The sequence below is a fragment of the Planktothrix prolifica NIVA-CYA 540 genome, from assembly GCF_963864145.1.
In the GTDB taxonomy this organism is placed as follows: Bacteria; Cyanobacteriota; Cyanobacteriia; order Cyanobacteriales; family Microcoleaceae; genus Planktothrix; species Planktothrix agardhii.
Genome location: NZ_CAWLTW010000001.1, coordinates 914,839 through 927,873, shown reverse-complemented (window position 1 = coordinate 927,873; position 13,035 = coordinate 914,839). Strand labels below are relative to the sequence as shown.

Genomic DNA, 13,035 nt, shown 5'->3' with positions numbered 1-13,035 from the left:
AATTGTTATGGTTACTGATTCTTGAAATTACTATGACTGCATCTCAATTGATCGTTTCTCCAAAATGGTTAGCAGAACATCTCGAAGATGATAATATTGTGATTGTAGACTGTCGGTTTTCCTTGGCCAATCCCAAATTAGGACAACAACAATATCAAGAAGGTCATCTTCCAGGAGCATTTTATTTAGATTTAGACCAAGATTTATCAAGTCCGATTCAAAAACACGGCGGACGTCACCCCTTACCTAACCCAGAAAAACTATCAGCAAAGTTATCAGAAATTGGTATAACTTCTCAACAAACCTTAGTCGTTGCTTATGATGATTCTCGGTTAGCTTTTGCTTCTCGGTTGTGGTGGTTATTGCGTTATTTTGGGCATAATCAAGTTGTTTTATTAGATGGAGGGTTTAGTCAATGGAAAAATTTAGACTATCCCATTAGTTCTAATATTCCTAATCCAAAATTAGGAATATTTAAGCCAGAAATCCAGTCAGAAATGTTAGTTGATATTGAAACTGTAAAAGCTCGAAAAGACTTACCCGGAGTGGTGCTGATTGACTCCAGGGAACCCGAACGCTATTTAGGAAAAACCGAACCCATTGATCCAATTGCCGGATGTATTCCGGGGGCGGTAAATTATCCTTGGCAAGAGGTGACAGAAACCACGGGTTTTGTTAAAATAAACGAACAATCCCAACGCTGGCAGAATATTAAAGACTCAGAAGAAATAATCGTTTATTGTGGTTCAGGAGTTACTGCCTGTGTGAATTTATTTTCCTTAGAATTAGCAGGAATTGATCAAGCTAAATTATATGGGGGAAGTTGGAGTGATTGGTGTTCCTATTTAACAGAAGCACAAAAATCAGATCACGGATTTAAGATGATTACGCAGATTAACACAGATTAAAATTAGAACACGGATTTAAGATGATTACGCAGATTAACACAGATTAAAATCTGTGAAATCCGTGAAATCCTCCTAAATCCTTGATCCTCATTACCCATTACCCATTACCCATTACCCATTACCCATTATGCAAACCATAGAAAAAACTAACTCATCTTTCCTTGATACTTCCTTAATTATTGCGGGAAAAACCTTTAAATCTCGGTTAATGACCGGGACGGGGAAATATCGTAACCTCCAAGAAATGCAGGATAGTATTACCGCCAGTGGGTGCGAAATTGTTACCGTGGCCGTTAGACGAGTCCAAACCCAAGCCCCAGGACATGAAGGGTTAGCCGAAGCTATTGATTGGAGTAAAATTTGGATGTTACCAAATACCGCCGGATGTCAAACCGCAGAAGAAGCAATTCGGGTGGCTAGATTAGGACGGGAAATGGCAAAATTATTAGGACAGGAAGACAATAATTTTGTCAAATTAGAAGTAATTCCTGATAGTAAATATTTACTTCCTGACCCGATTGGCACGTTAGAAGCGGCGGAACAGCTAGTCAAAGAAGGTTTTGCCGTTTTACCCTATATTAATGCCGATCCGCTGCTGGCGAAACGTTTAGAGGATGTTGGCTGTGTCACGGTGATGCCTTTGGGTTCTCCCATCGGTTCAGGACAGGGAATTAGAAACGCTGCCAATATTGCCATTATTATTGATAATGCCAGGGTTCCAGTGGTTGTGGATGCTGGTATTGGTGCGCCCAGTGAAGCAGCCTTAGCGATGGAAATGGGGGCGGATGCGTTATTAATTAATTCGGCGATCGCCCTGGCCCAAAATTCCACCGCCATGGCCAGAGCTATGGGAATGGCCACGGAAGCCGGACGTCTGGCTTATCTGGCTGGGCGAATTCCGGTCAAAAGCTACGCCCAAGCGTCCTCACCCCTAACTGGGACAATCGCCCGTTAAACTGTCAGTCTTCAAATTATTAAGTTTTTCCATGGAGTGTAAATTTTTGTTAAATTTTTGTTATTCTTGATCCCAGATAGTAACATAAGGATTTTTCATCATGCCCTATATCAATGAACAAGGTGGACGTCTGAATAACTTCGCAGTGGAACCTAAAGTTTATACAGCCGAACCCCCTACCAATTCACAAAAACGGAATTATATTATCGGTGGTCTTGCTGGGATTGCCTTGGTAGGGGTTTTATTATTCCTTGCCTTCACTGTATCCTGAGATATTAATCATTCAGTCCGGGCGGGTTTTGGGTATTTTTACGTTTGCTAATCGTAAAATGCCCCCCGGATTTGAAGCAAACCACAAAGATATAGAGACACAAAGAATAGGAATAACCCTTAAAAACCCGCCTCTCTCCTGAACCTGAACCGCCAGATGGAAGAAGATAATTAGATGTCCTAGGTGATGGTTTAAGGGTTGATAATGGCGATGACCAATAATTGTTCTGTTTTAGTTTCCCAAACTCATCAGCGAATCTACGATCGTTTACAACAGGCGCTGGCTTTGCAACTTCGCCGTCAAGTTTTTCTTGGAGTTTGTGATAACTTAAATCTGCGAAATCATTTGGCGCTACAGTTACGAACAGATTTTTTATCCAAACATCAGGAGAATATTATACCCCAATCTCCCATTTCTTCAGGTTTAATTAGTGTAAAACTTGATTTAAGTGATCCGAATCCATTTCAGGCAATTATCCAATGGTATGCTCAAAATAAATCTAATGAGAGTCATCCAGATATTATCGGATTTCAAATTTTAGGGGTAGAACATTTAACCCGTCAACCTCCGGCGGTACAATGGTCATTTTTAAGATATTTACGCACTTTAGAAAACCATCTCGACCAATTTGAATTTAGTTTGCTGTTGTGGATTTCTTCCCCTTGGTTATCTTGTATTCAACAGTCAGTACCAGAGTTTTGGGAGCGACGAACCGGAGTATTTGAATGGATCAGTGATCCCACTCCGAGTAACTTGGAGTCGGAGACCATTTCCTTAGATTTTGGGGAAACTTCCGAACCTGTTGAACGGGGTCAAATATCTGATCCGTTGCAGGAACTTCTCGATCAGATTCAACAATTTGAGCAACATTCTGCCCTTTCCTGCTTATCTCCAGCCTATCGTAAATTAGGGAATATATACCGCGATCGCATTTTAGCTGGGGACAATTCAGAACTCAACTATACCCAGGCTATTCAAGCATACGAAAAAGTTTTAGAAATTATTCCAGAATTGAATAAAAGTTCTATTGCTTCCGACGATCTTGATGATTCTATTAATGTTTTTAATGACTTAGGAACATTATATTGGATGGAATTTCGCCAAAGGGTTCAAGAGAATCCAAAATCTCTGGATGTGATGTGTTATTTAGAAAAAAGTATTATTTTTTATCAAAACGCTTTAATGAAAGTTGATCCTGAAATTCAACCAAATTTATATATACAAATCCAAAAAAACTTAGGAGCGACTTATGCAGATTTAGCGACTTGGCAAGATGGGAGTAAAAATTTAGAACAGTCAATTATTGCTTATACAGAAGCCTTATGTTATTTGAATTTGAACCTTTCTGAAATCAAGGGTTCCCAGATTCAAGATTATGCAACAATTCAAAATAATTTGGGAACGATCTATTGGAAACTGGCCCAAAAAACCCAACCCATTCCTCACCTGAAAGCTGCCATTGCTGCCTATACCGAAGCAATGGAATTTTATACCCCGCAACACGATCCCCTCAATTATGCCCTGCTACAAACCAATTTAGGCACAGCCTACTGGACATTGAGTCAACATCAACCCTCGGCTAAATTGCTATTACAAGCCACTCACGCCTATCATCAAGCCTTGAGCTATCGGACGACCGCCTCAGCCCCAATTGCCTGTGCAGCCACCTATAATAATTTGGGTATCGTCTATTGGCATTTGGCAAACCACTATCAAAAATCGGAAATTCGGGCTAAATTTTTAAAAAGAGCCATTGCAGCCTATCAAAAAGCCCTCTCCATTACGGCGGATCTCAGTCGGGCCCAACTCAATTTTGATCCCTTAGCAACCCATAATAATCTGGGACTAACCCACTACCAACTGGCAACCGATCCTCATTTACATCTCGAAAAAAACACCAAAATTTCTTTTTTAAAAGCCGCACTCAAACATCACATTCAAGCGATTATTAATGATCTTAATCAACCAGAAGGACAAGAGTTTATGGAGAGTTCTGTTTCCCAATCAAAAACCACCGAACATCATCAAACAACTTTGGGTTACTTGCTGCGAACTATTCGCGCCTTCTACAATGAGTCTGGATTAGAAGGACAAAATCAGGCTTTATCTCAGATTCCTGCTCATCTATTGTCTGAAATATTACCAAAAATTTGGGTCTAAAGTTCTCTATTTGTTTGGCTAAAAATGGTATTCTTTCCCAATCAAGAGCAGTCCATTCAACTCGCTCCCGGAAACTGAGGCATAATCTGGGGATTATTACGGTTTTTGCTAAATTGATATTTTATTGGGTGTAGGTTCAAGTTTTCCATTAACATTGAGATGTCTATTTAATATTCTGGCTCAACCTTCTGCTTAATATGCTTGGTTATGGCATCTGTAAAAATTCTCGTAGTTGATGATGATCCAGCAATACGGAACCTCATAAGTCGTTATCTTAGCCAACAGGACTATCAAGTTGAAATAGCGAGTGACGGCCATTCCGCATTGGAAAGGTTTGAACAGTTCAATCCTGACTTAGTGGTATTGGATCTAAATTTGCCGGATACAACCGGTTTAGCATTGTGTAGGGAAATGCAAAGTCGAACCAGTGTATTTATCCTAATGCTAACCAGCGAAAAAGATCCCAAACTTGGGTTAAAGGAGGGAGCCGATGACTTTGTGACCAAACCCTTTGATTTAGAAGAATTAAACCTTAGAATCAAAGCAATTTTAAAGCGTCAACGAAATCAAGTAGATACACAACCCAAAAATTTAATTTATGGGGATTTAATCATTGATCCAAATCGTCGAGAGGTTTATATTGGTGGTGAATTAATCGCCCTAAGTGCATTAGAATTTGACCTGCTCTACTGTTTAGCCCGCAAACCGGGTCGAGCCTGGCGACGGTCAGAATTATTGCAGGAAGTGTGGGGTTATGAGTATGAAAAGGAGCAGCGGGTTGTTGATGTTCATATTGGTCAGATTCGCAAAAAAATCGAACTGGATGTGGAGCAACCTTCCTTTATAAAAACAATTCGGGGTGTGGGATATATGTTTGATCGGCGCACAGGTGAACGTTAATTGTAATGGATAATTGTCCTATATTCTTAACCATTCATGCCCGATTATCAATCGTTAAATTCTCACGGGCTTTTTAGTTATGAACTCAGCAAAGATTCTTGTTGTTGATGATGATCCGGCAATCCGAAATTTAATTAGTCGTTATTTAAGCCAACAGGATTACCAAATAGAAGTGGCCGCTGATGGCAAGACGGCGTTGAAAGTATTTGAACAGTTCAACCCCGATTTAGTCATTTTAGATCTGAATTTGCCGGATACAACGGGTTTAGTATTATGTCGAGAAATGCAAAATCAAACTCATGTTCTGATCCTGATGCTCACCAGTGAACAAGATCCAAAACTCGGGTTAAAAGAAGGAGCCGATGACTTTGTAACCAAACCCTTTGATTTGGAGGAGTTAAGTCTGCGGATTAAGGCTATTTTAAAACGCCGCATATCTATGTCTAATTTAGAACACAAAAATTTAGCCTATCGGGATTTAATTATTGACCCGAATCGGCGAGAAGTCTATCTGAAAGGAGAATTAGTAATTTTAAGTGCGTTGGAGTTTGATCTGCTTTATTGTTTAGCCAGTAAACCGGGTCGGGCTTGGAAACGCACAGAACTTTTAGAAAAAGTTTGGGGTTATCAAGACGATAGTAGTGAAGGGGGGCGGGTTATTGATGTTCATATTGGTCAAATTAGAAAAAAAATTGAACCTGACCCTAAAAATCCTTCTTTTATTCAAACGGTTAGAAGTATTGGCTATCGTTTCAATTAATAGAGGGGATTATTAGTATAATGTTTATGGTTTATTGTCTACTCTGGTCTAACTGCTGTCTACGTTCTGTCTTCTGTCCCATGTTCTACTATGCCTAAGTTGGGTCAATCGTCATTTCGCCGGATTTTACTCTCGCAGATTTTACTGCTTAGTCTTCCTGTACTACTGGTGGGAGAATATGTTACCTATAGAAAAGCCCGTTCTGGTTTGCTCGAAACGGCTAGGTTAAATTTAACAGAAAGTGCGAGTAAAAAAGCACAAACCATTAATGAATGGATTGATTTTAACAAGTCTGGTTTGACGATTGCCACCAATAATATTGTTTTACAACCCGAAAAACCTCAACAGTATTCTGTGCTGCTTTCTCAACTTCAGCAGCAGTTTTCTCCCTTGGTTAGTTGTCTCCAATTGACTGATCTACAAACGCAAAAACTGATTGCTACGACCTGCGGGAAAAAGCCTATACATTCTATTCCTAAAAACTTTTGGTCGTCCCAAAAACAGCAAAATCCTGAGATTTATATTAATTATTTAGTTCCCAGTCTCGATCAAAAAAATTCAGAATGGCGAAATCAAATTACATTAGTATTCAACTCCCCGATTTATGTCAATCAAAACAATAAAAATCAATTAAAATATGCGTTAAGTCTGCAATCAACTTTATATTTAGAATCGAAAGAACGTCCTAAATCTTTAACGGGATTTACTGTTATTATTGATCAAGGAGGAACAATTATTAGTCATCCAAGTTTGAATAAATTGGGACAAAATATTCAAGATCAAGCCGATGCTAATAGACTCAAAAATTTATTATCTAATGCGTTAGAGAGTAAAAAAAATTCTTTTATTCACTTATTTTCTTTTGATCAATCGGGGAATGAACTTCTAGCGGGATATGATTCAATTCCTAGCCCGATTACCTCGGAAAACGATAAGCAATGGGTGATTTTAGCGGTTGTTGATTTACAGCAAGCTCTATCGGGATTAAAAGATATTAAATCGTTGTTAATCTCCTTGGTTTTATCTTTAGTTATTGCTAGTATTATTGCTGCGGTGTATGTTTCTAGGGATTTAGCAATTCCTTTAGAAAAATTGAGAGATTATGCACTCAGAGCTAAAAATTTAGATAGTCCGGGTGATGTTCCTGACAATCTAAGAATAACAGAGTTTAATCAGTTGGCTGAAGCTCTAAATACAATGGTAGCAAGTCTTAGAGCGAGAGCGCAAGCCCTAGAATATGCGTCCAAAGAAGCCCAAGTTGCTAATCAATTAAAAAATGAATTTTTACGAGTTATTTCCCACGAATTAAGAACCCCTTTAAATGGGATTATTAATTCAATTAGTCTGATTCAAGATGGTTACTGTGATACCAAAACAGAGGAGGAAGAATATCTGAAAATTGCCTCGGATTCCAGCCAACATCTATTAAATTTAGTTGATGATATTTTAGATATTGCTTTAATTGAAGAAGGCAAATTATCTGTGATGCTTGAACCCACGGATTTAATGCAAATTGTCAAAGATGCGGTGAATTTGCAAATGTTGGATATTCAACACAAAAACTTAACCCTCGACTTACCCACCCCCGATCAACCGATTATTGTTCAGGCTGATCCTGATAAGTTAAAGCAAGTTTTTATTAATATTCTCAATAATTCTGTCAAATTTACTAAATCGGGAGGAATCACCATTTCTACCCGGATTGAATTGGCTACCAATTCTCTGATTGAGATGCAAAATAATACCGCCTCAAAATCTACGACCGTGCGATATCAAGTTGTAGTCACCATTACCGATACCGGAATTGGTGTGGCGTTAGGACATCAGCAAAAAATCTTTGAACCCTTTGCCATGGCCGATGGTTCAACCACAAGGGAATTCGGGGGAATTGGATTGGGTTTAGCTATTTCTCGCCGTTTAATGCAAATGATGGGGGGTTTTATTACCCTAGATAGTCCAGGTTTAGATCTCGGAACCACTGTGATGATTAGTATTCCCCTATCTGATACTAATACAAAATCACCTTCAACTCAAAGCTCTATTTCTTCCCATCCCTTAAAACTCATGAATTGAGACTAATTTAATCCTGGTGTCGGGCGATTCTCTGAGCTAAATCAACAAAAATCGCCCGATTTTCTATGCGCTATATATAAGTAGTTGCACAAAATAAATTACCTAGTTGAGAGAGGGAACAGCCCCCCCCAAACCCCCCGTGCACGGGGGGCTAGGGGGGGAGGGAACGCCGGATCTGGGCAGAAGATGTGTAATTAATTTTGTTTAGGTACTTAGCGTAATTGCGTAAGTCCTGAAAGAGTTAAAAACATTAATCGCAGTGTTCCCCTACCTATCCGCCATAATTCCATCCTGTGCTGGCGAGGTTAAGAATTTCGGCTTCTTGATGAACACCTGCGGCGATGACTTCCCCGACGAATACCGTATGGTCGCCGTGTTCAACACAACCCACCACTTGACATTCTACATAACCCAGGGCGGCGGAAATAATCGGACAACCGGTTTCTCCTAGATAAAATTCGATGTCTTCAAATTTGTTTCCCACTCGATGTTGGGGTTTAAAGAATTTCTGGGCGATGTCTTTTTGACCTTCAGCCAGGAAACTGAGGGCGAACACACCACTGGTTTTAATCATGGCATGGGATTTAGAATCATTTTTAACACAGTTGACCACTAAGGGCGGTTCAAAGGAGGCTTGTGTCACCCAACTGGCGGTAAAACCATTGACTTCCTCTCCCTCTTTGACTCCACAAATATAGAGGGCGTGGGGAATTTTACGCAGAATTGTTTTTTTAGCGGCTTCGTCTAACACGGTTTTAATTTAAGTATTGAGTGATTTTACGCAATTAGTTTAGCAAAAAACTAGAAGTTAAGACGGCATTACCCCTAAAACATAATCCCATTGATTTACGGAATGATTTTTGGTGATATCGAAAATGAGTCCGTCTCCTTCGGCGAAAACCTCCCGAATTTGGGGTAATTCTCCAATTTTATTAAAACTCAAAATAGTATAGAGTTTCTGATTTTTATAAATAGTTTCTCCCAGTTTAACATAAAATTCAATCATGCCTCCGCCGGGGGAATGATAGCGTTGAATTTTGTGTTTAGGGGTAAGATGAATCTGATGATTGGGGTTGGAAGCTAAGGGGAAATCTTTTATTGATAAAAGTCCTTTGGTCACTAGATAATTTTTGATTCCCCTAATTCCTTTCTGCACAGATTCGGGATTCATTTCTAACCCGGAACCAAGTTCTAATGTCCAAGATTCTATCTCAAATCTAATATTTTTTCCTAGTTTAGCTAATTCGTTTTCTAAGGCTAACCAGGGCTTCATAAAGGCTTCATCAAAGGCATCCCCATCATAATCATTCATTAATATTCCTGTATCTAATAGAAAGGCATTAGCACTTGCTTCTCGACTGTGAAAACAATATAAATAATCCAGGGCGTTATTCGTTGAACTGTGTAAATCAATCAGATAATCAGCATCTAGGGCTAGGTTTTGGAGTTGATAGCGATAATAATTATTGTAGGAAACTCCGGGGTAACTTCTAATGAGTTTAGCCAGTTGATAAAATTGATTTAAAATAGTTTGACGATATTTTGCTTGAATTTCATCTTGTTCTAAATCCTGATTATCTTGGGCAAATTGGCTAATATCTGCTCCGGTTTTTTCATAATCCCAAAAAATTCTATTCCAGTCTTTGCCATCATAAAGATTATATCGACCGGAGGAAAAATAATGCGATCGCTGATTCACCCCCAAAGGATTACAAACAGGAACTAATAAAATTTCTCCAGTTAATTGAGTTTTGTCTAAAGTCATCAAGAACTGAATTAGATCATGAATAACAGCATTTCCACTAATCTCAGCCCCGTGTAAATTAGATTGTAAATAAACTTTTTTGCCTGGATTTTCGCCTTTAAACTGATAACTTTGAATAAATAATTGATCGCCAGAAGCTAGTTGAATCAAGGGAATAGTTGAAATATTAGGAATCATAAATCAGTCATCAGTAATCAGTTAACAGTTATCAGTTATCAGTTAACAGTTAATAAGTTTACAGTTAATAAGTTTACAGTTAAATGGCAGGTCTCTACACTTTTGAAAAAAATCCATGCTATGATGGGGGTTTTAACGTTAAAATTAGTCTTATTATTTATATTCCTGTGTCCTACTCTACCGAAAACAATCCCCAACTGGATCTCAACGCCCTATTTCCATTTCCCCTGGATGACTTTCAACACGATGCGATTACAGCGTTGGATGATGGAAAGTCCGTTGTGGTTTGTGCGCCAACGGGTTCGGGAAAAACCTTAGTAGGAGAATATGCTATCCATCGGGCCTTAGCAGGGAATCGGCGGGTCTTCTATACCACACCCCTAAAGGCACTATCTAATCAGAAGTTTCGGGATTTTCGAGAGCAGTTTGGGGCGGACAAGGTGGGGTTATTAACGGGGGATATTTCCGTTAACCGGGACGCGGCGGTGGTGGTGATGACCACGGAGATTTTCCGCAATATGCTCTATGGTACACCGATTGGAGAAGTCGGAGTTTCCATGGAAGCGGTGGAGGCGGTGGTTTTGGATGAATGCCATTATATGAACGACCGCCAACGGGGAACGGTTTGGGAAGAATCAATTATTTATTGTCCCAGGGAAATTCAATTAGTGGCGTTATCGGCAACGGTGGCCAATAGTGAACAATTAACCCACTGGATTTCTCAAGTTCATGGCCCAACGGAGTTAATTTATTCTACCTTTCGGCCAGTACCCTTACAATATCATTTTTGTAATATTAAAGGCTTCTTTCCCCTATTAGATGATTCCCTGAAAAGAATTAATCCTCGCCTCAAAGAAAAAAAGGGCCTTCCTCCACGGGGTAGACGCAATGATATTCCGAATTTAGGCGCGACTATATCCCATCTAAAAGAAAGGGATATGTTACCTGCTATTTATTTTATCTTTAGTCGGAAAGGTTGCGATCGCTCCGTCGGAGAAGTGCGTCATTTATCATTAGTTAATGAAGCCGAAACCGCCCGGTTAAAAGAACGAATTGATGCGTTTTTAGCCTCAAGTCCCGAAGGCATTCGTCCCGAGCAAGTGGAAATTTTATATAAAGGAATTGCCGCCCACCATGCCGGACTTTTACCGACTTGGAAAGGGTTAGTAGAAGAATTATTTCAACAGGGATTAATTAAGGTGGTATTTGCCACGGAAACCCTCGCCGCCGGGATTAATATGCCCGCTAGAACTACGGTAATTTCTAGTTTATCAAAACGCACCGATGACGGTCATCGCCTGTTAAAAGCCTCGGAATTTCTGCAAATGTCAGGACGGGCGGGACGGCGCGGCATGGATACGGAAGGCTATGTGGTGACGGTACAAACTCCCTTTGAAGGAGCCAAGGAAGCAGCCTATTTAGCGACGTCTAAAGCTGACCCCTTAGTAAGTCAATTCAGCCCCAGTTATGGCATGGTCTTGAACTTATTACAACGGCATAGTTTAGAAAAATCTAGGGAATTAGTTGAACGAAGTTTCGGACAATATCTGTCTACAATTAATTTAATTCCGGCTCAAGAAGAAATTGATATCATGCAGGCGGAATTGTCGTTAATTGAAGCCCAATTTGGCTTTAGTGGCGAACAAAATATGGCATTGTTGGAAGAAACCCTAGCCAGTTTTGAAAAAGTTTATGACCGTCTACGGGAAGAACGTCGTTTATTAAAATTATTACAACAGCAAGCCGAAGATGTCCGAATGCACCGGATGGCATATTACATGGATGCTACCCCCTTGGGTACAACTGTAGGTTTACGGGGAAAAAATGTTCCTACGGCTCGCAAAATTGAGTCTGACCCCATTCCGGCCGTATTAGTCGCCAAAACCCCCAGTTCGGGACAGGCGCCCTATTTCCTCTGTTTAGGACGGGATAATCGCTGGTATGTGGTGAGTGCGGCTGATATTGTGATTTTGCAACCCGATTCTAAACGGTTAAATGTGGATTATCTGGAAATTCCTAATATTCCGTTTAAACTCGGTCAATGTCGTAAAGGAGATGAGTTAACCGTAGCCATTATCCAACAAATTTCCGAATTAAATATACCTGAACCCCCTCCAGAAGTTATCGCTCAACAAAAACAAGTCGAAAGGTTAGAGTTAGAATTAGACGCCCATCCTATTCATAAATGGGGTAAACCGAATAAACTGTTAAAACGGTGGCAACGCTGGGCAGAATTAAATGAAATGATTGAAGAAATGCGAGGGGAATTAGAAGAAGATTTAGCCCGTCATTGGGATGAATTTATGGCTTTAATTTCAATTTTGCAATACTTCCAAGCCCTAGATGAGTTGAAGCCTACGGATTTAGGACAGGCTACCGCCGCCCTGCGGGGAGATAACGAATTATGGTTAGGGTTAGCCTTGAAGTCGGGGATTTTTGACCAACTTGACCCCCACCATTTAGCAGCGGCCTGTGCAGCTTTGGTAACTGAGGTTTCCCGTCCCGATAGTTGGACGCGGTATGACTTATCGGAGGAGGTGGAAAACGCCCTAGGACAGTTGCGCCATCTGCGCCAGGAATTGTTTAAACAGCAACGACGGTATCGGGTTGCTTTACCCATCTGGTTAGAAAGGGATTTAACGGGTTTAATTGAGCAATGGGCTTTAGAAACCGATTGGTTGGAGTTGGTCTCTAATACCAGTTTAGACGAAGGAGATATTGTCCGAATGTTCCGAAGAACTTTAGATTTTCTTTCTCAAATCCCCCATGTTCCTTATTTAAGTGAATCTTTGAAAAAAAATGCCCTACGCGCCCGTCAGTTAATAGACCGATACCCGATTAATGAGGCGATAGATTAGGCTTTTGTCTCCCCTACCTCCCCCTGCTCCCATGGCTGTTTCATTCTTTTCGGTAAATCCCTCGTGACCTAACCCCCCAACCCCCTTCCCGACCTCTCCCTGCCCTCTCCTACAAGGAGAGGGAAAAGGAAGAATATTTTTATTCGGAAGGGGGAGTAATTAATATTTTTAAATGCAACTACCGATTTAATATTAGCAAAAAATTCCC

10 protein-coding genes are annotated in these 13,035 nt (G+C 40.2%); 8 read left to right on the top strand and 2 right to left on the bottom strand.

Translation table 11 applies throughout. From position 1 onward, the window contains the following. Positions 1-32: 32 nt before the first annotated feature. The 7 genes from AC559H_RS04290 (at position 33) to AC559H_RS04260 (ending at position 8,027) form a co-directional block, all read left to right on the top strand. Positions 33-908 carry a sulfurtransferase gene (locus AC559H_RS04290; RefSeq protein ID WP_043937081.1) on the top strand — a complete coding sequence of 292 codons (876 nt, stop codon included), beginning with the start codon at positions 33-35 and terminating at the stop codon, positions 906-908. A 127-nt stretch (positions 909-1,035) separates the two neighbouring features. Next, on the top strand, positions 1,036-1,863 hold the full coding sequence (locus AC559H_RS04285; protein ID WP_026797626.1) for a thiazole synthase: 828 nt from the start codon (positions 1,036-1,038) through the stop codon (positions 1,861-1,863). Positions 1,864-1,963: 100 nt separating this feature from the next. After that, positions 1,964-2,134 carry a photosystem II assembly protein Psb34 gene (psb34, locus tag AC559H_RS04280; protein ID WP_144018157.1) on the top strand — a complete coding sequence of 57 codons (171 nt, stop codon included), beginning with the start codon at positions 1,964-1,966 and terminating at the stop codon, positions 2,132-2,134. Between the two features lie 210 nt (positions 2,135-2,344). Then, entirely contained in the window at positions 2,345-4,294 is a 1,950-nt protein-coding gene (locus tag AC559H_RS04275; RefSeq protein WP_026798446.1) for a tetratricopeptide repeat protein, read from the top strand. A 207-nt stretch (positions 4,295-4,501) separates the two neighbouring features. Then, positions 4,502-5,194 carry a response regulator transcription factor gene (locus tag AC559H_RS04270; RefSeq protein ID WP_026798445.1) on the top strand — a complete coding sequence of 231 codons (693 nt, stop codon included), beginning with the start codon at positions 4,502-4,504 and terminating at the stop codon, positions 5,192-5,194. A gap of 79 nt (positions 5,195-5,273) precedes the next feature. Then, a complete protein-coding gene (locus AC559H_RS04265; protein WP_026798444.1) occupies positions 5,274-5,954 on the top strand; it encodes a response regulator transcription factor in 681 nt (226 codons plus the stop codon). Positions 5,955-6,044: 90 nt separating this feature from the next. Then, a complete protein-coding gene (locus AC559H_RS04260) occupies positions 6,045-8,027 on the top strand; it encodes a sensor histidine kinase (protein WP_051319772.1) in 1,983 nt (660 codons plus the stop codon). 271 nt (positions 8,028-8,298) lie between these two features. On the opposite strand, the gene AC559H_RS04255 is transcribed toward AC559H_RS04260, so the two are convergent. Continuing rightward, entirely contained in the window at positions 8,299-8,778 is a 480-nt protein-coding gene (locus AC559H_RS04255; protein ID WP_026786946.1) for a flavin reductase family protein, read from the bottom strand. A 57-nt stretch (positions 8,779-8,835) separates the two neighbouring features. Next, positions 8,836-9,969, bottom strand: coding sequence for a M14 family zinc carboxypeptidase (locus tag AC559H_RS04250; RefSeq protein ID WP_026798443.1), 1,134 nt, complete (start codon positions 9,967-9,969; stop codon positions 8,836-8,838). Between the two features lie 167 nt (positions 9,970-10,136). Between AC559H_RS04250 and AC559H_RS04245 the strand changes: the two genes are divergently transcribed. Continuing rightward, the gene (locus tag AC559H_RS04245) at positions 10,137-12,827 is read left to right on the top strand and encodes a DEAD/DEAH box helicase (RefSeq protein ID WP_026798442.1); all 2,691 of its coding nucleotides are present in this window, start codon (positions 10,137-10,139) and stop codon (positions 12,825-12,827) included. Positions 12,828-13,035 lie beyond the last annotated feature (208 nt).

Excerpts from the sequence above, each read along its gene's own strand:
- AC559H_RS04290 (WP_043937081.1), top strand. The coding sequence starts at position 33 with ATGACTGCATCTCAATTGATCGTTTCTCCAAAATGGTTAGCAGAACAT.
- AC559H_RS04285 (WP_026797626.1), top strand. The coding sequence starts at position 1,036 with ATGCAAACCATAGAAAAAACTAACTCATCTTTCCTTGATACTTCCTTA.
- psb34 (WP_144018157.1), top strand. The coding sequence starts at position 1,964 with ATGCCCTATATCAATGAACAAGGTGGACGTCTGAATAACTTCGCAGTG.
- AC559H_RS04275 (WP_026798446.1), top strand. The coding sequence starts at position 2,345 with ATGACCAATAATTGTTCTGTTTTAGTTTCCCAAACTCATCAGCGAATC.
- AC559H_RS04270 (WP_026798445.1), top strand. The coding sequence starts at position 4,502 with ATGGCATCTGTAAAAATTCTCGTAGTTGATGATGATCCAGCAATACGG.
- AC559H_RS04265 (WP_026798444.1), top strand. The coding sequence starts at position 5,274 with ATGAACTCAGCAAAGATTCTTGTTGTTGATGATGATCCGGCAATCCGA.
- AC559H_RS04260 (WP_051319772.1), top strand. The coding sequence starts at position 6,045 with ATGCCTAAGTTGGGTCAATCGTCATTTCGCCGGATTTTACTCTCGCAG.
- AC559H_RS04250 (WP_026798443.1), bottom strand. The coding sequence starts at position 9,969 with ATGATTCCTAATATTTCAACTATTCCCTTGATTCAACTAGCTTCTGGC.